The organism is Leisingera sp. ABM4_103, from assembly GCF_056158685.1.
In genome coordinates this window covers 205,516-226,054 of record NZ_JBSWTU010000006.1, presented here as the reverse complement: position 1 = coordinate 226,054, position 20,539 = coordinate 205,516, and the positions used below count along the sequence as shown (strand labels likewise).

At 63.2% G+C, this 20,539-nt stretch carries 17 protein-coding genes; 10 read left to right on the top strand and 7 right to left on the bottom strand.

The features are described 5' to 3' along the window. Window positions 1-260 precede the first annotated feature (260 nt). Window positions 261-710: a hypothetical protein gene (locus ACXAED_RS21790; protein WP_475053541.1), complete on the top strand. Its 450-nt coding sequence runs from the start codon at window positions 261-263 to the stop codon at window positions 708-710. Here the strand turns inward: ACXAED_RS21790 and ACXAED_RS21785 are convergent. Together ACXAED_RS21785 and ACXAED_RS21780 are read right to left on the bottom strand one after the other, a co-directional pair. Then, complete coding sequence (locus ACXAED_RS21785) at window positions 648-1,316, bottom strand: hypothetical protein (RefSeq protein WP_475053539.1); 669 nt, start codon at window positions 1,314-1,316, stop codon at window positions 648-650. The two genes, ACXAED_RS21790 and ACXAED_RS21785, sit on opposite strands and share 63 nt — an antisense overlap. A gap of 440 nt (window positions 1,317-1,756) precedes the next feature. Beyond that, the gene (locus tag ACXAED_RS21780) at window positions 1,757-3,313 is read right to left on the bottom strand and encodes a trimethylamine methyltransferase family protein (protein WP_475053538.1); all 1,557 of its coding nucleotides are present in this window, start codon (window positions 3,311-3,313) and stop codon (window positions 1,757-1,759) included. A 490-nt stretch (window positions 3,314-3,803) separates the two neighbouring features. Between ACXAED_RS21780 and repA the strand changes: the two genes are divergently transcribed. The 8 genes from repA (at window position 3,804) to hutU (ending at window position 14,252) form a co-directional block, all read left to right on the top strand. Further along, window positions 3,804-4,979: a plasmid partitioning protein RepA gene (gene repA, locus ACXAED_RS21775; protein ID WP_475053536.1), complete on the top strand. Its 1,176-nt coding sequence runs from the start codon at window positions 3,804-3,806 to the stop codon at window positions 4,977-4,979. After that, window positions 4,979-5,953, top strand: a complete 975-nt coding sequence (gene repB / locus ACXAED_RS21770; protein WP_475053533.1) for a plasmid partitioning protein RepB — start codon at window positions 4,979-4,981, stop codon at window positions 5,951-5,953. Before repA ends, repB begins: the two co-directional genes overlap by 1 nt. A gap of 179 nt (window positions 5,954-6,132) precedes the next feature. Further along, on the top strand, window positions 6,133-7,272 hold the full coding sequence (gene repC, locus ACXAED_RS21765; protein WP_475053531.1) for a plasmid replication protein RepC: 1,140 nt from the start codon (window positions 6,133-6,135) through the stop codon (window positions 7,270-7,272). Window positions 7,273-7,635: 363 nt separating this feature from the next. Continuing rightward, window positions 7,636-8,949, top strand: coding sequence for an MFS transporter (locus tag ACXAED_RS21760; protein ID WP_475053528.1), 1,314 nt, complete (start codon window positions 7,636-7,638; stop codon window positions 8,947-8,949). Window positions 8,950-9,065: 116 nt separating this feature from the next. After that, complete coding sequence (hutI, locus tag ACXAED_RS21755) at window positions 9,066-10,274, top strand: imidazolonepropionase (RefSeq protein ID WP_475053526.1); 1,209 nt, start codon at window positions 9,066-9,068, stop codon at window positions 10,272-10,274. Continuing rightward, window positions 10,271-11,794: a histidine ammonia-lyase gene (hutH, locus tag ACXAED_RS21750; protein WP_475053523.1), complete on the top strand. Its 1,524-nt coding sequence runs from the start codon at window positions 10,271-10,273 to the stop codon at window positions 11,792-11,794. Before hutI ends, hutH begins: the two co-directional genes overlap by 4 nt. Continuing rightward, window positions 11,791-12,573 (top strand): N-formylglutamate deformylase, encoded by a 783-nt coding sequence (gene hutG, locus ACXAED_RS21745; protein WP_475053520.1) that lies wholly within the window; start codon window positions 11,791-11,793, stop codon window positions 12,571-12,573. Before hutH ends, hutG begins: the two co-directional genes overlap by 4 nt. Further along, window positions 12,570-14,252 carry a urocanate hydratase gene (gene hutU, locus ACXAED_RS21740; protein ID WP_475053517.1) on the top strand — a complete coding sequence of 561 codons (1,683 nt, stop codon included), beginning with the start codon at window positions 12,570-12,572 and terminating at the stop codon, window positions 14,250-14,252. Before hutG ends, hutU begins: the two co-directional genes overlap by 4 nt. 92 nt (window positions 14,253-14,344) lie before the next feature. Here hutU and ACXAED_RS21735 read toward each other — a convergent pair whose 3' ends face one another. The 5 genes from ACXAED_RS21735 to ugpB form a co-directional block, all read right to left on the bottom strand. Further along, window positions 14,345-15,286: a glycerophosphodiester phosphodiesterase family protein gene (locus ACXAED_RS21735; protein WP_475053515.1), complete on the bottom strand. Its 942-nt coding sequence runs from the start codon at window positions 15,284-15,286 to the stop codon at window positions 14,345-14,347. Next, entirely contained in the window at window positions 15,286-16,341 is a 1,056-nt protein-coding gene (locus tag ACXAED_RS21730; protein WP_475053513.1) for a sn-glycerol-3-phosphate import ATP-binding protein UgpC, read from the bottom strand. The genes ACXAED_RS21735 and ACXAED_RS21730 overlap by 1 nt, the downstream gene beginning before the upstream one ends. A gap of 11 nt (window positions 16,342-16,352) precedes the next feature. Beyond that, window positions 16,353-17,204, bottom strand: a complete 852-nt coding sequence (ugpE, locus tag ACXAED_RS21725; RefSeq protein ID WP_475053512.1) for a sn-glycerol-3-phosphate ABC transporter permease UgpE — start codon at window positions 17,202-17,204, stop codon at window positions 16,353-16,355. Then, entirely contained in the window at window positions 17,204-18,085 is an 882-nt protein-coding gene (gene ugpA, locus ACXAED_RS21720) for a sn-glycerol-3-phosphate ABC transporter permease UgpA (RefSeq protein WP_008558267.1), read from the bottom strand. Before ugpA ends, ugpE begins: the two co-directional genes overlap by 1 nt. A gap of 71 nt (window positions 18,086-18,156) precedes the next feature. Then, window positions 18,157-19,458: a sn-glycerol-3-phosphate ABC transporter substrate-binding protein UgpB gene (ugpB, locus tag ACXAED_RS21715; RefSeq protein ID WP_475053507.1), complete on the bottom strand. Its 1,302-nt coding sequence runs from the start codon at window positions 19,456-19,458 to the stop codon at window positions 18,157-18,159. Between the two features lie 137 nt (window positions 19,459-19,595). On the opposite strand from ugpB, the gene ACXAED_RS21710 reads away from it, so the two are divergent. Continuing rightward, entirely contained in the window at window positions 19,596-20,513 is a 918-nt protein-coding gene (locus tag ACXAED_RS21710; RefSeq protein ID WP_475053505.1) for a LysR substrate-binding domain-containing protein, read from the top strand. Window positions 20,514-20,539: the final 26 nt, after the last annotated feature.

Genomic DNA, 20,539 nt, shown 5'->3' with positions numbered 1-20,539 from the left:
TGCAAGGTCGCTGGTGTGAAATTGAAGACAGCCTGCACGATTTCGGGCGTCAATTACGGCACGCTCCGAAGCCAGATGAGGAATAACCGCGAAATCCCCGCGTCCTCGCTGGCGCTTCTTTCGCCGGCCTGCGCGTTCCCATCCAGTTCTTCTTTGACCTCCCCGGTGAAAACCTGTCGTCTGTAACCCGACTGAACCGCTGGTGGGCGGCAGAGGCCGCCAATACGGAACATGCCGCGTGCTCCAGGGCGGGTTTCAACGTGACAACGGACCACATTCTGGATTGGTACCACCAGGAAGGCGGTCAGCTGAACAACTGGGAGTGGTTTGAGGACCAGATTGACATCTACGAGCCTCTAGAGCCTACGGACCGGATCATGCACCCGATCCAGATCGGCAAGCGCAGCGCCGCCGCAGAGCGGCTGATGCTTGCCGGGAACCGTGACTTTTACCGCATCGTCGGATCCTTCGAAGAGAAGATTATTCAGCGCGCAATGCATTCGCATAGAATGCTCAGCGAGGTTCCGTACATCGTCACTGATGAAGAATTGGACGTGCTCATCAAGGGGTTGCGGGTGCGCGGCGGCTACCGCAAGGTGACAATGCGGGTCACCGGCCCCCAAGGAGAGCCGGTGACTGCTGTTTTCTCAAAGCTGACCTGGCTCGACACTGCTGACAATGTGCGAGAAGTGGACCGCGTTGAGGCCTAGGATCATCTGATCGTTTGCCAGGCCTTCCGGAACCGGATCCGCCCAGGAAATCGCGTTACGGTATTTGCCGTTGAAACCGTAGTCATCCGCCAGGCGGCGGTGCTTGTAGGCAATGATCGTGTACATCCAGTCAAAGTCCCACCGCGAGGCGGCCAGCAGCTTCACATATTGTGCGAAATCGCCAAGCCTGCGGATGCCACCCCGTTCGTCCGGCGCAACTTCGATACCGCCGAAGTAGATAAGCCTGCCCTGGAATTCATCGACCAGCGGCTGCGAGACGCTCGCCACGACCCCGTCGCGGCCGCCATAGCGGGAGGATGCGAGGCCCCGGAAGTAGTTCCCGAAGTCCTTGCTTCCAAGGTCCACACTCTTGGCCGAGATGCAGGTAATGCAACGGTCTTCCCTTTTCAGGAAGAGCCAGAATGCCCTGCCCGAATTCAGGTCGTCTGCACTGACCTCGGACATCGGATGGACGCGCTTCTTTCCCACATCCTCAAGAAGGGCTGGCAGCTGTTCCGGGTTGGTACACACATGGAGGGTCAGGCCATCTGCGTTGAACCTGTCTTCAATAGCCCGCATGTGTGTGAGGATGCTCTTACGTTCCATGTTTTTCTCCTTACAAAAATGGAATGCTGCACTCGCAATGCGGGTGCAGGTGTAAGGTTTCCCTCATTTTTAGTTGTAGAACAGGTCTTTCCCGCAGGTTGCAGAGCGCCGGGCCGGGTAAGCACCAGGAATTCTGCGGGCCGACCGGTTTCCAGCAGCGGAAAGGCCGGTTTAGGTCTTGAAATAGGTGCCGGCGGCGCCGGATCCGGCGCAGATGGGCCAAAACGGGCAGGTTTCGTCCCCGCCCGTCCAGACGTTGCGGGCCGTCAGTTTCACCAGCGTATTGTTCAGCGCTCTGACTTCGGCATTGGCAGTGGTTCAGGGCCATTATTCGCAGGCAAAGCGCGTAAGTGGATGTGGTTTCCCGCAATCTTCCTGTGCTTGCCCTGAAAAAAGAAAGCCCGCCCGGTTTAAGGGGCGGGCCAGTCGGGGAGGAAAGATCAGTAGCTCTGATTCAGCTCATCCGCCGCGGGAATTTCGCGCTCGCGCCGGGCGATGTAGTCGAGCAGTTCCTCGTTCTTCGCCTCATCCAGCTTGGGCTCTTCGTAATCCGCCAGCAGCTTTTTGGCGCGGGTCAGGGCGCGTTCGGTGATCTCGACGCTGCCTTCGGCCTGCCATTGCTCGATCGAGTTGTTGTCGAACAGCTCCGGCATGAAGAAGGCTTCCTGGAAGTTCGCCTGGGTGTGCGGGTGGCCCAGGTAGTGGCCGCCGGGGCCGACATCGGGAACCGCCGCAATGGCCTGGTCGAAGTCGTGCCATTTCGGGCCTTCCGCCATCCGGTAAGCCATCGCGCATTGCTCCGCATCGACGATGAACTTGGCAACCGAGCAATGCATCCCGGCCTCGTTCCAGCCCGCCGAGTGCCAGATGTAGTTGGCGCCGGCGTGGACGACAGCCTGAAGGGTGGTTGCGGATTCGTAACCTGCCTGCGCGTCAAAGGTCTTGGCGCCGCCCAGGGTGTTGGAGGTCCGCCACGGCACATCGTAGTAGCGCGCCATCTGGCCGATCATGAAGTTCATCAGCGAAATCTCGGGCGTGCCCGCCATCGGCGCGCCGGATTTCATCGAGACGGTCGACAGGTAGTGGCCATAGATCGCCGGCGCGCCCTTGCGGATCACCTGGGTGTAGGCCAGTGCGCTCAGCGCCTCGGCGTTCAGCTGCGCCACGGTCGCGGGGACCGAGGCCGGGGTGTTGGCGCCGCCCAGGACAAAGGGCGAGCACAGCACCGGCTGCTTGCGTTTGCAGAAGGCGCGCATCGCGCCCAGCATGGTTTCATCCCAGACCAGCGGCGAGTTGCCGTTGCAGTTGCCGGTGGTGACCGGGTGATCCTCCAGGAAATCCTCGCCGAACAGGATCGCGCACATCTCCATCACGTCTTCGGCGTTCTTGGGGCTGGTGGTCATGCCCATGAACGTCTTGTCGGAGTATTTCATCGACGAATAGGTGATCCGCAGGTGGCGCTGGCTGATCGGATGATCATAAGGCTCCACAATGTGGTGGGCCGAGGAATGCAGGGCCGGCATCATATGCGCCAGCTTGTGGAACATCGCCAGGTCTTCCAGCATCGGATTGCGGCGCACGTCCTCCAGGTCGCGCAGGAACGGCGCGCCGGTCATCGGCACAAAGATCGAGTGCTTGCCGCCCAGGCGCACGTTCTTCTTGGGGTCGCGCGCGTGGTAGGTGAAATCGCTGGGGATGGTTGCAATCAGCTCCCGCACCAGGCCGCGGTCGAGATAGACCAGCTCGCCCTCGACCTTGGCACCGGCTTTCTTCCAGTCCTGCAGCGCAATGGGGTCGCGGAACTGGACGCCGACATTCTCCAGGATGTCCATCGAGGCATTGTCGATCATCTCGACCTGGGCTCCGTCCATCACCTCGCACAGGGGGATGTTGCGGGTCAGGCCCGGCAGCATGTCGAATTTCGGCGCGGTGCGCAGGGCGCGGCGGGCGTTGCGGCCGCCGGAGCGGGTGCGCGGGACAGTGGCTTGCTCATTCATGGCAGGGATCTCCTTTGACCGGCAGTTTCGCCAAAGGATTGGGGTTTCACCTGCAGGATTGCGAAATACGGTTGCAAAAACCGACATTCCATTTGAAGGATCCGCCTTGAGGGCGCGGAAGCCGCTGCCGGTGCGCGGGCGAAGGGGTTGTCACCGCCTGTATAGACCCTGATTAGAGCCTGTTTTGCTTTCTCTGCGGGAGTTTCCGGGCCGGGGCGAGTCGCGCGCGGACTCCGGTTGCGGATCGTGCACAGTGCGGAAGCGATTTTGGCGCCTCCCCTGCCCCGTTCGTCCTGAAAGTCATTTTGCTTATTCATTTCAGTTACTTATTAGCGTTTTCTGCCCAACTCCCGCAAGCCGGCAAAAAACCTAATATCCGGTCTGCAACCTGTAAATGAAGGAATTTATTGCAAAACGCTGTTCGCATTGCGTATAGAAACGATAAATAAAGCGCTGACGCAAAACAGCGTTACTATCGAGAGGGCAGCAGTTGGCAGTAGCACTCCACATCAATCAGCGAATCCGCGAAAACGCGGAGAACCTCAGTGCGGCCCTCGAAAGCCACATGCTGGCCAGTTTTGCGCCGGATGCAAGGAAGGAATTGCGCCTGTTCAGCGCCGGGGAAGCGGCGGAGATGCTGGGCATCTCCCCCAGTTTCCTGCGCAAGCTGCATTTTGAAGGCAAATTCCCCGAGGTGCACACCACACCGGGCGGTCGGCGCCATTATTCCGCGGCCGATCTGCTGGAAATGCGCAAGATCCTGGATGCCTCGGCCAAGACGCCGGGCACCTACCTGCGCGGCCGCCGCGAGGGCGACAAGGTGCAGGTGCTGTCCTTCCTGAACTTCAAGGGCGGATCGGGCAAAACCACCTCGTCCATTCACACCGCGCAGCGGCTGGCGCTCAAGGGCTACCGGGTGCTGGCGGTGGATATCGACCCGCAGGCGTCCTTGACGACGCTTTTCGGCTATAGGCCAGAGGTCGATTTCCTGGAAACAGGGACGATTTATGACGCGATCCGCTATGAAGACCCCCTGCCCCTGCGCCAGATCATCCAACAGACCTATTTCACCGGCCTCGACCTGGCGCCGGGCGGTCTGATCCTGCAGGAGTTCGAGCATGAGACCCCGCAGGCGCTGATCAACAACGTGCAGCCCGCGTTTTTCGCGCGCATGGCCGCAGCGCTGGAGGAAGTCGAGAAAGATTACGACGTGATCATCTTCGACTGCCCGCCGCAGCTGGGCTATCTGACGATGTCTGCGCTCTGCGCCTCCACCGGTGTGATCATCACCGTGGTGCCGAACATGCTCGACATCGCCTCGATGTCGCAGTTCCTGCAGATGTCGGCCGAGTTGCTGGATGTCGTCTCGAATGCCGGGGCAGCTCTGGAGTTCGATTTCCTGCGGTTCCTGATCAACCGCTACGAGCCGAACGACGGACCGCAGCAACAGGTGGTTGCATTCATGCGGCAGCTTTTCGGCGAGGAGGTCATGGTCGCCCCGATGCTGAAATCCACCGCGATTTCCGACGCGGGCCTGACCCAGCAGACGGTTTATGAGGTCGAAAGATCCCAGTTTCACAGGTCAACCTATGACCGTGCGGTGGATTCACTCAATCAAGTGAACGATGAAATAGAGTCGCTCCTTCAACAAGCATGGAGGCGTTGATGGCACGCAAAGGCATTCTCAGCACGGCACTCAACAGCCCGGCAGCATCCGCTGGCGGGCCGAAACCCAAGATGATGCCGCGCGGCGCGGTCGGGGCGCTGCAATCCTCGCTCAGCAAGCTGCAGGAAAGCGCGGTGCAGGAAATCGACACGGCCCTGATCGAAGACGCGGGCTACGAGGACCGTCTGGGCATGGATGGGGCCGCCTTCAACCAGTTGAAGGACAGCTTGCAGACCTACGGCCAGCAGGTGCCGGTGCTGCTGCGCCCGCATCCCAAGACGCAGGGGCGGTTCGAAATCGTCTATGGCCGCCGCCGTCTCAAGGCGCTGCGCGAGCTGGGCCTGCCGGTCAAGGCGATGGTGCGCCAGCTGGACGACCACGCACTGGTGATGGCCCAGGGCCAGGAAAACACCTCGCGCCAGGACCTCAGCTTTATCGAAAAGGCTGCCTTTGCGGCGCAGCTGCAAGCGGATGGCTATGGACGGCAGACAATTGCCGCCGCGCTGTCCATCGACCTGCCGATGGTGTCGCGGATGCTGAAGGTCGGCACTGCCTTTGATCTGCCCTTCCTGCGGGCCATCGGTTCTGCCCCCGGCATTGGCCGCGACCGCTGGATGATGCTGGTCAAGCTGTTCGACGACCCCGCGGCACGGTCCCGGGCCCACACCCGGACAAACCGGCCCGATTTCACGACTTATGACTCCGACGGGCGGTTCGAGGCCGTTCTAAAGCACGCCCAGGGGGTGACCCAGGCGCCGGAACCAGCCCCTGCCCCGCCCAAGACGCGCGCCCTGCCCGGCAGCAACGGCGCTGAGGTCGCAGGCATCAAGACCACCGCCAAGGGCATCACCCTGACGATCTCCGGCAAGGACACGCCCGGTTTTGACACCTGGTTCGACGCCCACGCGGAGGAGATCATGGCAGAGCTTCACGGCCGCTGGCAGCAAGACCAGCCTGAGCAGCCGGAAGAGTAACAAGAGCAGAGAAAACAGGACAGGAGGCACGTAGCAGGCAAAAGAAAAGCCCCCCAGGACATTACATCCCAGAAGGCCGTTCTCAGATTTAGCACCTTTGGAATAGCCTCTCAAACTCGTCAGTGTCAACTCCATGCGCCGCATGGGGGCGGGTATTTTTTGTCTTTCGTGAAAAAATCATGGAACAGGCGTCCCAAATCGCATTTGGGCGGCAGGATCCGTGCGGCCGGCTGGCAGGTACCCACGACAAGTGGGACCTTCTGGCTGCGCTCACGCACGCCGCCGCGGAATTCGAGCTGAGCCACCGCACCCTAGGGGTGCTGAAGGCCTTGCTCACCTTCTTTCCAGACCGGGCGCTGCCTGCGGAGCCGGACAGCGCTGTCGTGTTCCCGTCGAACCGCAAGCTGATGGAGCGGCTCAACGGGATGCCCGAAAGCACCCTGCGCCGCCATCTGGCCGCTCTTACCCGGATCGGCATTGTCAGCCGGAAAAACAGCCCCAACCGCAAGCGCTACGCGCGCCGCAGCGGCGATCAAACGGCGCTGGCCTTCGGGTTCGATCTGTCCCCCCTCGCCCGGCACGCCGGCCAGATCTTTGACGCCGCGCTGGAGGCCAAGGCACGTGCCGAGCATCTGGCGGTCCTGCGCGACCGGGTTGCCGTACTGCGGCAGGAATTGCAGGAACTGGCGTGCGGCGCTGCTGAGTTGCTGGAAGCTGCCCGCAAACTCCTGCGCCGCAAACCCTGTGAAACCGAATTGAACAATATGGCCGAAGCCCTGCGTGGTGAAATTGCCAGCCGTACACCTGCGGAAGCCCCCCAGGTCTCCAAGACTCCTGCACGCGTTTTGAGCGCCAGCGGCAGCCGGAATGAGCGGCACATACAGTATTCAATAAAAAAAGATTCTGACTCTGAAGCGGCGCAAGCCGAAGCGCCCTCCCCTCAGGCCCAGCATTCAGATTCAAACGTTAGAGCAGCTGAGAAAGCCAATGACCTGACCACCGTCCTGCGCGCCTGCCCCGAAGTGCAAAGCTACTATCCGGGCGGGCTGCGCAGCTGGCAGGATGCAGACCGGATTGCAGAGAAGTTGTCGCCGATGATGGGGATCGAAATGCCCGTTCTCAGCGATGCACGCGCCGCTATGGGCCGCAAAGATGCGGCAACTGCCGTAATGTGCATTCTGGAGAAGCTGGGCTCTATCCGAAGCCCCGGCGCCTATCTGCGGCGTCTGGCGCAAAAGGCACGGGCCGGTCAGTTCTCTACCGCTCCGATGCTGAATGCGCTGCTTCAGACTGCCGGGGCGAGGCAAGTTGTCAGCTGACAATTTTTGCCTAAGGCGGTTTTGCGGTTGGGTAGCAGGCTTGGAATTGCCCCCTGGTGTTTGCGCATTCCCTGCCCTGCAAACTGGTTGAAGCCTGCCTGGTCAGGCCGCTGGAGCAGAATTGCCAGCTGACAATTCTTCCACCCGGTTCGGGTTCTCAGCGCAACGAGCGCCCGTCGGCGAAAACAATTCCGGCTGATCGAAGCGCCGCCTTGGTTCGCTTGCGTATTGCGGGAAACTAAAAATTGTCAGCTGACAATTTTCGCCTCTACCGCTTCGTCCGCGTCATTCCAGGGATTGCCTTTGTTGCATCCGGACGGCCAAAGTGACGGCAACGCTCCCAGCCCAAGGACCCCGCCGCCCATGCTTTCCATTCTGCGCAATCGGACCTACCGGCATTTGTTTCTCGCCCAGATCGTCGCGCTGACCGGCACCGGGCTGGCCACTGTGGCGCTGGGGCTTCTGGCCTTTGATCTGGCGGGCGAGCGCGCGGGTTTGGTGCTGGGCACCGCGTTGACGATCAAGATGGTGGCCTATGTCACCGTGGCCCCGGTCGCGGCCGCCTGGGCGGAACAGGCCGACCGGCGGAAGATGCTGATCGGGCTGGATCTGGTGCGGATGTCGGTAGCGGTTTGTTTGCCGTTTGTTTCCGAGGTCTGGCAGGTCTATGTGCTGATCTTCGTGCTGCAGTCGGCCTCTGCCGGGTTCACCCCTGCGTTCCAGGCTTCGATCCCCGACGTGCTGACGGAGGAAAAGGATTATACCCAAGCGCTGTCCCTGTCGCGGCTGGCGTTTGAGCTGGAAAGCCTGGCCAGCCCGATGCTGGCCGCGGCGCTGCTGCTGGTGGTCAGTTCCGGCACGCTGTTCTGGGGCACTGCGGCGGGGTTCGCCGGGTCCGCCTTGCTGCTGCTGACAATCGTGCTGCCGTCGCCAGCGCCCAAGGCGCCGAGGCCGGTCTGGGAGCGCACCACCCGGGGCCTCCGAAACTATCTGAGGACGCCGCGGCTGCGCGGGCTGCTGGCGCTCAATTGGGTGGTGTCTGCCATCGGCGCAATGGTGATCGTCAACACGGTGGTGCTGGTGCGCGCAGGCATGGCGCTGCCGGAAAGCTCCGTGGCGCTGGCGCTGGCGGCGTTCGGCGGCGGGTCGATGCTGTCTGCCATGCTGCTGCCGCGGCTGCTGGAACGGCTGCCGGACCGGACTGTCATGCTGGCCGGGGCAGGGCTGAGCATTGCTTGTATGGCCAGCCTGTCGCTGGCCGCGTTTGCTGAACCGCTGACGTTTGCACGGCTGGCAATTGGCTGGGCGGTGATCGGAGCGGGCTGGTCTGCGGTGCTGACACCCTCGGGGCGGCTCTTGGCGCGGTCGGCCCATGCGGCGGACCGGCCGGCCATCTTTGCTGCGCAGTTCACCCTGTCGCATGCTTGCTGGCTGGTTTTCTATCCGCTGTCGGCCTGGCTGATGGCCGCCTGGGGAGGAGCCACGGCGATGCTGGCGCTGGCGCTTCTGGCCGGGGCAGGGCTGATCGCCGCGCAGCGCCTGTGGCCCAAGGACAGCGCATCCCCCGTAGCCCACAGCCATCCGGACTTGCCAGCGGACCATCCGCATCTGCAGGGCGCTCGCCCGCACGCGCATCCGATCATCATCGACGATCTGCACCCGCGGTATCCGCAATAAGAGGCTGAATACCGCTGCCGGGCAGGGCGCGTCGCTTTCATTTTATGACTAGACATAATATCCTAAATGAGTAGCTTATTGCCAAACCGGCAATCAAGCGAACTCGGGGGGATTCCGTGACAGGGAACTATGTTCTAACAGGCGCCCGGCTGGCCACGATGGCCAGTGCAGACACGCCTTATGGGCTGATTGAGGACGGGGCCGTTGCGGTCTCCGACGGAAGGATCGTCTGGGCTGGGCCGCGGGAAAAATTGTCAGCTGACAATTTTCCGTGGAAGCACGTGGATCTCGGCGGACGGCTGGTGACGCCGGGGCTGATCGACTGCCACACCCATATCGTCTTTGGCGGCAACCGCGCGATGGAGTTCGAGATGCGCCTGAACGGCGCGTCGTATGAGGAGGTCGCAAGGGCAGGGGGCGGCATTGTCTCCACCGTGTCGGCCACCCGCGAGGCGTCGCTGGAGGATCTGGTTCAGGACGCGCTGCCGCGGCTCGATGCGCTGATCGCCGAGGGCGCCACGGTGGTCGAAGTGAAATCCGGCTACGGGCTGGACCTGGCAACCGAACTGAACATGCTGCGCGCCGCCCGCCGCCTGGGGGAGCTGCGCCCGGTCACGGTGAAAACCACCTTCCTCGGCGCCCACGCGACGCCCGGCGAATACAAGGGCCGCGACGATGAATACATCGACGAGGTCTGCATCCCCGCCCTGCGCGCCGCCCATGCCGAGGGGCTGGTGGATGCAGTGGATGGATTCTGCGAAAACATCGCCTTTGCACCGGGGCAGATCGAACGCGTGTTCAAGGTCGCGCTGGAGTTGGGGCTGCCGGTGAAATTGCATGCGGAGCAGCTGAGCCACCAGGGCGGCACCAAGCTGGCGGCGGACTACGGCGCGTTGTCAGTCGATCACGTGGAATACGCAACCGAGGATGACGCCAAGGCGATGGCCGCCGCTGGCTCTGTCGCGGTTATCCTGCCGGGCGCGTTCTACACCATCCGAGAAACCCAGGCGCCGCCAATTGAACATTTCCGCACCCACGGCGTGCCGATGGCGCTCGCGACCGACTGCAACCCCGGCTCTTCGCCGCTGACCTCCTTGCTGCTGACGATGAACATGGGCTGCACCCTGTTCCGCATGACGCCGGAGGAGGCGCTGGCAGGCGTCACCCGCAACGCAGCGCGGGCGCTGGGGCTGGCGGACCGGGGAGAGATTTCTGCCGGTATGCGGGCCGATCTAGCGGTCTGGGACGTGGAAACGCCCGGAGAGCTAGCCTACCGCATCGGCTTCAACCCGCTTTACACCCGTATCTATGAGGGCAAACAATGATCGAGATGATCCCCGGCACGGTGACGCTGGCCACGCTGGAAGATATCTACCGCAACCTGACCCCGGCCAAGCTGGACGCCTCCGCCCGCGAACCGGTGGAAGCTGCAGCCCGGATGGTGGCAGATGCCGCCGCCGGAGAGGAAGCCGTCTATGGCATCAACACCGGCTTCGGCAAGCTCGCCTCGACCAAGATCGCGCCAGCCGACACCGCCACCCTGCAGCGCAACCTGATCCTCAGCCACTGCTGCGGGGTAGGGGAGGCGCTGCCGGAGGACAAGACCCGGCTGATGATGACGCTGAAGCTCCTGTCGATGGGCCGCGGCGCGTCGGGCGTGCGATGGCTGGTGATCGAACAGATCGAGCAAATGCTGGAGCGCGGCGTGGTGCCGGTGATCCCGTCGCAGGGCTCGGTCGGCGCATCGGGCGACCTTGCACCGCTGGCGCATATGGCGGCGGCGATGATCGGGGCAGGGGAGGCCACGTTCGAAGGCACCCGCATGTTCAGCCTTGACGCACTGAAAAAAGCCGGGTTAGAGCCTATTGTGCTTGGCCCCAAGGAAGGTTTGGGGCTGATCAACGGCACCCAGTTCTCCACCGCTTGCGCGCTGGCCGGGCTGTTTGACGCCTGGCGCATGGCAGAAGCCTCGATGGCGATTGCTTCGCTGTCCACCGATGCCATCATGGGCTCCACCGCGCCGCTGATCGCCGACATCCACACCCTGCGCGGCCATGCTGGCCAGATCGACGTCGCCCAGCAGATGCGGGAGATCATGGACGGCTCGGAGATCCGCGAGAGCCACCGCGAAGGCGACACCCGGGTGCAGGACCCCTATTGCATCCGCTGCCAGCCGCAGGTGGTAGGCGCGGCGCTGGACGTGCTGAGGATGGCCGCCAAGACGCTGGAGATCGAGGCCAACGCCGTCACCGACAACCCGCTGGTGCTGGTGGGGGAGGGGCGCATCGTCTCGGGCGGCAACTTCCACGCCGAATACGTGGGCTTTGCCGCCGACCAGATCGCGCTGGCAGTGGCCGAAATCGGCGCCATCGCGCAGCGCCGGGTGGCGCTGATGGTCGACCCGACCCTGAGCCACGACCTGCCGCCGTTCCTGACGCCCGATCCGGGGCTGAACTCCGGCTTCATGATTGCCGAGGTGACCACCGCTGCGCTGATGAGTGAAAACAAGCATTTGGCGAATCCGTGCGTCACGGACTCAACCCCAACGTCGGCAAACCAGGAGGACCACGTGTCGATGGCCGCCCACGGCGCGCTGCGGCTTTCGAAGATGAATGCGAACCTCTCGGTAATCCTGGGTGTTGAAATGCTCTGTGCCGCGCAAGGGGTGGAGGCGCGTGCGCCGCTCAAGACCTCAGCCCGCTTGCAGGACGTGCTGGCGATGCTGCGCGGGGAGGTTCCCTCGCTGGCGGAGGACCGCTACCTGGCGCCCGACATTGAAACCGCCAGTGCCATGGTCCGCGCGGGCCGCGTGGCGGCGGCTGCGGGCGTGGAGGTGGCGGCATGATCGAAGTGACCCAAGGCAACTCGCCGCTGGTGCTGGGGCTGCCCCACACCGGCACCGAAGTGCCGCCAGAAATCTGGGACAGCCTGAACGAGACCGGCCGGGCGCTGGCGGACACCGACTGGCATATCCACGACCTTTACGCGGGTTTGGTAGAGGAGGTGACAACCGTCCGCACCCCCATCCACCGCTATGTTATCGATGTGAACCGCGATCCCGCCGGAATCAGTCTCTATCCCGGGCAAAACACCACCACTTTGGTACCCATGACCGATTTCGACGGGCTGCCGATCTGGCGCGACGGGCAGGAGCCTGACGAGGCCGAAATCACCCGCCGCCGCGACGCTTATCACGCGCCCTACCACGCCGCGCTGACGGCAGAGCTGGAGCGGGTGAAAGGCATCCACGGTTTCGCCATCCTCTATGACTGCCACTCGATTCGCGGCGACATTCCGTTTCTGTTCGAGGGCCGCCTGCCGGACTTCAACGTCGGCACCAACATGGGCGAAACCTGCGATCCGTCTATCGAAGCCCTCACGGTGGCCCATTGCGAGGCGGCTGAGGGCTATACCTCCACCCTGAACGGGCGCTTCAAGGGCGGATGGACCACCCGCCACTATGGTCGCCCCGCAGGCGGCCTGCACGCCATCCAGATGGAACTGGCGCAGGCCACCTACTGCCAGGAAAGCCCGCCCTGGACCTATCTGCCGAAGCGCGCGGAAGCCCTGCGCACCCATCTCACCAAAATTCTCACCGATCTTCAGACCTGGAGGCCCGCATGAGCGATCCCCGCAAGAACACCCGCGACATCTTCCCGCCGACCGGCCCGGAACTGAACGCCAAATCCTGGATGACCGAGGCGCCGCTGCGGATGATGATGAACAACCTGCATCCCGACGTGGCGGAAAACCCGCATGAACTGGTGGTTTACGGCGGCATCGGCCGCGCCGCGCGCACCTGGAAGGATTTCGACCTGATCGTCGAAACCCTGAAAAACCTTGAGGAAGATCAGACCCTTATGGTGCAGTCGGGCAAGCCGGTCGGCGTGTTCCAAACCCACAAGGACGCGCCCCGCGTGCTGATCGCCAACTCCAACCTGGTGCCGCATTGGGCCAACTGGGATCACTTCAACGAGCTCGATAAGAAGGGCCTGATGATGTACGGCCAGATGACCGCTGGCTCGTGGATCTACATCGGCACGCAAGGCATCGTGCAGGGCACCTATGAGACCTTTGCCGAGGCGGGCCGTCAGCATTATGGCGGCGATCTGAAGGGCAAGTGGATCCTGACCGGCGGCCTTGGCGGCATGGGCGGCGCGCAGCCGCTGGCGGCTGTGTTTGCCGGTGCCTGCTGTTTGGCGGTGGAATGCAACCCCGACAGCATCGACTTCCGCCTGCGCACCAAATACCTGGACGAGAAGGCCGAAACCCTGGACGAAGCGCTGGAGATGATCGAGCGCTGGACCGCCAACGGCGAGGCGAAATCCGTGGGCCTGCTGGGCAACGCGGCAGAGATCTTCCCGGAGCTAGTGGAACGCGCCAAGGCGGGCGGCATCCGTCCCGATATCGTGACCGACCAGACCTCCGCGCATGACCCGGTGAACGGCTACCTGCCGCTGGGCTGGACCATGGGCGAATGGAAGGAACGCCGCGTATCAGAGCCTAAAGCGGTGGAAACGGCCGCCCGCGCCAGCATGCGCGTGCAGGTGAAGGCGATGTGCGATTTCCACGCGATGGGCGTGCCCACGGTGGATTACGGCAACAACATCCGCCAGATGGCGCTGGAGGAGGGGCTGGAGAACGCCTTTGACTTCCCTGGCTTTGTGCCCGCCTACATCCGCCCGCTGTTCTGCCGCGGCATCGGCCCGTTCCGCTGGGCGGCGCTGTCGGGCGACCCGGAGGATATCAAGAAGACCGACGCCAAGATGAAGGAGCTGTTCCCGGAAAACGAGCACCTGCACCGCTGGCTGGACATGGCGGAGGAGCGCATCGCGTTCCAGGGCCTGCCCGCGCGGATCTGCTGGATCGGCCTCGGGGACCGCCACAAGGCAGGTCTTGCGTTCAACGAGATGGTCCGCAACGGCGAGCTGAAGGCACCCGTCGTCATTGGCCGCGACCATCTGGACTCCGGTTCCGTGGCCTCGCCCAACCGCGAGACTGAGGCGATGATGGACGGCTCCGACGCGGTCTCCGACTGGCCACTGCTGAATGCGCTGCTGAACACCGCATCGGGCGCGACCTGGGTGTCGCTACACCACGGCGGCGGGGTCGGCATGGGCTTCTCGCAGCATTCCGGCGTGGTGATCTGCTGTGACGGCAGCGAGGACGCAGAGCGCCGGATCGGCCGGGTGCTGTGGAACGACCCGGCCACTGGCGTGATGCGCCACGCGGACGCGGGGTATGACATCGCCAAGGACTGCGCGCGCGAGCATGGGCTGAACCTGCCCGGCATCCTGGGCTGATTGAGAGAAGGCTGAAATCCGACGCGGATTTCAGCCATGAAAAATCCGATTTTTCATGGCCGTTTTCCGTGCCGGAAAACGGCCCCCTTTGTTCAGGCGGTGCGCCAGTGCAGCCCGTGCATCAGCAACTGCCGCTGCACCCGCCCCGGGTAGTCGGTGCAGATCGCATCGACGCCAAGGGCGATCATCCGTTCGATGTCCTCCGGCTCATTCACCGTCCAGACCACCGTTACCAGCCCCAGTTCGCGGGCGCGGGCCAGCGATTCCGGGGTGATGTCCTCGAAATAGGGGCACCAGAACTGGCCCTTGGCGGCGGCCACGCGGTCCGGCAGGTCCAAGGCGCTGCAACCGGCCACTGGGTTCACCGCCTTGGAGGAATCCTCGCCCACTTCATCGGCGTTGTCCGGCAGCTGGGTCAGGAAGGAGGCGGGCATCTCAGGCGCGATCCGCTGGCAATCCGCCAGCAGGTCCCAGTCGAAACTGTGCAGCACCGTGCGCGGCTGCATTGCGGCCTGGCGGACCTCTGACACTACTGCCTCGACCAGGGTCTGGCGCGCGGCGGTGTCCTCCAGCAGCTCCGGGTCGGATTTGATCTCCAGCAGCAGATGCACGTTTTGATGTTCGGGCCGTTGCAGCAGCGCCAGCAGGTCGGCAAGCCGGGGAATGCGCACGCCGCTCAGAAACGCCTGGTCCGGAAACCGCTGGCCGTATGCGCTGCGGCCGTCCAGCCCGCCCGCGTCATAGGCCTGCAGCTCGGCATAGGTCAGCTCCGAAACCTTCGGCTCTTCCCCCTGCAGCCAGCAGCCATCAGCGCCGCGGATCATCGAGCGTGTCAGGCGGTGGTTGTGGGTGATCATTGCCACGCCGTCGCGGGTGGCGGTGACATCCAGCTCCAACAGCTCCACCCCGGCTTTCAGGGTAAACTCAAAGCCTTCCATGGTGTTTTCCGGCAGCACGCCGCGGGCGCCGCGGTGGCCGATCAGGCGGATCACGCCGGGTTCGGCGGCAAAGGCAGGGATCTGGGGGTACTGCATCAGCCCTCCAGCCGTTTGCCGGTGGCGGCATCAAACAGATGGGTCAGCTCCGGCGCCGCCGAGAACCGGCGGATGCTGCCAGTGCCGTCATTGGCGTGGCCCGGGACGCTGGCGGTTATGGTCTGCTCCGTGCCGGGCAGGCGGCCGTGGATCAGGGTGTTGGCGCCCAGCTGCTCCAGCAGCTCCACCTCGATGGCGATGGGGCCAGCGGAGTCTTCCATCAGGTGTTCGGGACGCAGGCCAAGGGTGGCAGTGCCGGAATGGGTGGAGGCCACTGGCAGCACGCCGCCGCCGGGCAGGGCGGCCTGGCCGCCGCTGATTTCCGCCGGGAAGAAGTTCATCGCCGGGCTGCCGATGAAGCCCGCAACAAACACCGAGGCCGGGCGGTCATAAAGCTCAATCGGGGTGCCGAACTGCTCCACATAGCCGCCGTTCAGCACCATCAGCCGGTCGCCCAGCGTCATCGCCTCGACCTGGTCGTGGGTCACGTAGATCGAGGTCACCCCCAGCCGCTGCTGCAGCTTGCGGATTTCCAGCCGCATCTGCACCCGCAGCTTGGCGTCGAGGTTCGACAAAGGCTCGTCGAACAGGAACACCTGCGGATCGCGCACGATGGCGCGGCCCATGGCCACCCGCTGGCGCTGGCCGCCCGACAGCTGGCGCGGCTTGCGGTCGAGGTACTGCTTGATCTCCAGGATCTCCGCCGCCTCCTCGACGCGGCGGTTGATCTCGTCCTTCGGCAGTTTGCGGATCTTCAGGCCATAGGCCATGTTCTGGCGCACCGACATGTGAGGGTAGAGCGCGTAGTTCTGGAACACCATGGCAATGTCGCGCGCCGAGGGTTCCAGTTCGTTCACCCGGCGCCCGCCGATGGCGATCTCGCCGGAGGTGACGCTTTCCAGCCCCGCCACCATCCGCAAGAGCGTGGACTTGCCGCAGCCGGAGGGTCCGACGATGACGATGAACTCGCCGTCGTTGATGTCGCCTTCGACATGGTGGAGCACCTCGGTCGGCCCGTAGGATTTCACCAGGTCTTTGAGTTGAATATCAGCCATTTCGGGGCGCCTTACTTATCGGTTTCCGTCAAGCCCTGCACAAAGAGCTTTTGCATTGCGATGACCACAAACACCGGCGGGATCATCGCCAAGAGGGCCGTGGTCATGATGATGTTCCATTGCGGGCTCTGCTCGGCCGCCTCCAGCATCTGCTTGATCGACATCACGATAGTGGTCATCGAGGTGTCGGTGGTGATCAAAAGCGGCCAGAGGTACTGGTTCCAGCCGAAGATAAACAGGATCACGAACAGCGCCGCGATGTTGGTGCGCGACAAGGGCAGCAGGATGTCAAAGAAGAACCGGAGCGGCCCGGCGCCGTCGATGCGGGCGCTTTCCAAGAGCTCATCCGGCACCGTCAGGAACACCTGGCGGAACATGAACGTCGCGGTGGCCGAGGCGATCAGCGGGATCGACAACCCCCAGTAGCTGTTCAGCATTCCCAGATTGGCGACAACCTCGAACGTCGGCAGGATCCGCACCTCGACCGGCAGCATCAGGGTGATGAAGATCATCCAGAAGAACCCCATGCGGAACGGGAACTTGAAATAGACGATGGCAAAGGCGGAGAGCAGCGAGATAGCGATCTTGCCGGTGGAGATCATCAGCGCCATCGCCAGGGAATTCAGCAGCATCAGCCAGACCGGTGCGGTTTCAGTCCCGCTGAGGCCGGAGCCGAACAGGGTCTGCTTCATGTTCTCCAGAAAGTAGTCGCCGGGCCACAGGGGCAGCGGCGCCTGGTTCATGCGCAGCTGGTCATGTGTGGCGGCGACAAAGGTGATCCAAACCGGCAGCGCGATTGCCAGAACGCCAAGCACCAGCACCAGATGGGTGAGGAAAGCGGTGAGGGGGCGGTTTTCGACCATCAGTATGCCACCTTTCTTTCAACAAAGCGGAACTGGACCACGGTCATGGCGATGACCAGCACCATCAGCACTACCGACTGCGCGGCGGAGCCGCCGAGGTCGAGGCCGACAAAACCGTCGTTGAACACCTTATAGACCAGGATGGTGGTGGAGGTGCCGGGGCCGCCCTGGGTGACGGCGTGGATAATGCCGAAGGTCTCAAAAAAGGCGTAGACCATGTTGATCACCAGCAGGAAAAACGTGGTGGGGGAGATCAGCGGGAAGATGATGGTCCAAAACCGGCGTGCCGGGCCTGCGCCGTCGATGGCGGCGGCCTCGATCACGGAGTTGGGGATCGATTGCATGGCGGCGAGGTAGAACAGGAAATTATAGGCCACCTGCTTCCACGCCGCGGCCAGGATCACCAGTGCCATCGCCTGGGTGCCATTGAGGTAGTGGTTCCAGGTGATGCCCGCGAATTCCAGGAAATAGGGGAAGATGCCCAGGGTCGGGTTGAACATGAACACCCACAGCGCACCCGCCAGCACCGGCGCCACCGCATAGGGCCAGATCAGCATGGTGCGGTAGAACATGGCGCCGCGCACCACCCGCTGGGCAAAGCCCGCGAGGATCAGGGCAAATCCCATCGACAGCGCCGCCACCAGCAGTGAGAAAACTGCGGTGCGCTGGAAACTGGCCAGATAGTGGGGATCGGTGGCGAGAATCTCGAAATTCTCGAACCAGACAAATTCGGTGCCAAGGCCAAAGGCGTCTTCGATCAGGAACGACTGATACATCGCCTGGCTGGCCGGCCAGAGGAAGAACACCAATGTGATGGCGATTTGCGGCGCAACCAGCAGGTAGGGCAGCGCCGAGGTAGGGAAATGCACCCGTTTGAGCATGAAGGACCCCAATCAGGAAAATGACCCTGCCGCCCGGGGGAGGGCGGCAGGGCCGGATGTGTCAGAGTGGTTTACTTCGCGGTGCGCTCGAACTTGCGCAGCAGGTCGTTGCCGCGCTCAACTGCGGCGTCCAGCGCCTCCTGCGCGGTTTTCTCACCGCCCCACAGCGCTTCCAGCTCCTCGTTGATCACGTCGCGGACCTGAACGAAGTTGCCATAGCGCAGACCGCGGCTGTTGGCGGTGGGGGTGTTCAGGCTCAGCTGCTTGATCGCGGTGTCGGTGCCCGGGTTGCTGTCATAGAACCCCTGTTCCTTGGACAGCTCATAGGCGGCCGTGGTGATCGGGACATAGCCGGTCTCCTGGTGCCACCAGGCCTGCACCTCGGGCGAGGAAAGGTAGCTGAGGAATTTGGCGGTGCCTTTGTATTCCTCCTCCTCGTGGCCTGCCAGCACCCACAGGGTGGCGCCGCCGATGATCGAGTTCTGCGGCGCGTCGGCCACCTTGGTGTCCAGCGGCAGCATGGTCTGGCCGAACTCGAACTCCGCCTGCGAGGAGATCGAGCCGTAGTAGGCCGAGGAGTTCATCCACATGCCGCACTCACCGTTGGTGAACATCGGCAGGCTGTCGCCGCGGCGGCCGCCGTAGACAAAAAGGTTGTCCTTGCCCATCGAGGCGACGTCATCCAGGCGCGCGGCCAGCTTGTCATTGTTGAAGGTCAGTTCGGTGTCGAAACCGGCAAAGCCGTTTTCCTGGGTGCCGGTCGGCAGGTCGTGCCAGGCCGAGAAGTTCTCGATCATCACCCAGGACTGCCAGCCGAAGGACATGCCGCACTTCATGCCATTGTCGACCAGCTTCTGCGCGGCGGTTTTCACCTCGTCCCAGGTCTCGGGCACTTCGGCGCCGGCCGCGTCCAGCGCGTCCTTGTTGTACCACAGGACGGGGGTGGAGCTGTTGAAGGGCATCGACAGCAGTTCGCCCTCGGGGGTCTCGTAATAGGACACCACTGCGGGCAGGAAGGCGTCGCCGTCAAACGGTTCGCCTGCGTCGTTCATCAGCTTCTCGACCGGGTAGATCGCGCCCTTGGCGGCCATCATGGTGGCGGTGCCGACCTCGAAGACCTGCACAATCTGCGGGTGTTCCTTGGCGCGGAAGGCGGCAATCGCCGCTGTCATCGTCTCGGTGTAGTTGCCCTTGTAGACGGGCACGACCTTGTAGTCGTCCTGGGTAGCGTTGAAATCTTCGGCAATCTTGTTGACGCGTTCGCCATTGGTGCCGCCCATGGCGTGCCACCACTGAATTTCGGTTTCTGCAAATGCGGTGCTGCCGGCAACGGCCAGAATTGCCGAGGCGCAGAGCAAGGATTTAACGGACATGAGCTTCTCTCCCTAATTTGTTCTGCGATAGCTTTTGTCCGGGCCGGGGGATAATTCAAGCAAAAGTTTTTTGACAAAAATCATAACATCATGTTATGCGGCCGCGTGTTCAACACCAGCCGAAGGCCGCTAACCCCTTGAAATTCAGTCTCAGACAGCTGGAGGCCTTTCAGGCCGTTGCCCGCACCGGGTCCATCACCCGGGCTGCGGAGACGCTGGGAATCTCGCAGCCTGCCGCCAGCCGGCTGCTTTCGGATTTTTCCAAATCAGTGGCGGTGGAGCTGTTCACCCGCCAGGACGGGCTGCTGATTCCCACCAGCGAAGCGCGCTATCTGCTCTCCGAGGTGGGCCGCGTATTCGACAGCCTGAACCACCTGGAGGAGCTCAACCGCGACTTGACCGAGCGCACCGCGGGGCATCTGCGAATTGCTTGCCTGCCGGGGTTCGCCACAGCGCTGCTGCCCAAGCTGCTGGCCCGGTTCCTGGAGCACCGCCCCGGCGTGCGGCTGACGCTGGAGCCGGACCGGCCGGAGCGGATTCTGGAGTGGATCATCGGCGAGCAGTATGACTGCGGCATTACCGACGGTTTTGCCGCCCATCCCGCGGTCGAGAACATCGACATCCCGATCCGCACCGTCTGCGTGCTGCCCGAAGGGGATCCGCTGGCAGAACAGGATGTTATCTCGCCCCGCGATCTGCAGGACCGCAAGATCATCCACACACGGCGCGACAGCCCGTTTTACCGGAGGCTTCACAAGGCGTTTTCCGAAGCCAGGGTGGAGCTGAACAGCTGGATCGAGGTGCGCCAGTTCTCCACCGCCTGCATTATCATCAGCCATGGGCAGGGGGCCTCAGTGGTAAGCGCGTTGGACGCCGAGCAGTTCCGCGGCCAGGGCATTGCCGTCGTGCCGTTTGCGCCGGAGCTGCACCACCGGCTGTCGATCCTGCGGCCGGTGTCGGGCAGCCGTTCGCTGCTGGCGCTGGATTTCCTGGATGCCTTCGTGGACAGCCTGAAACCCTTCCGCGCCGATCCGCCTCAGCCGCCGCGGATCTGAGACTCGGCTGCCGGGGCAAGCGGCCC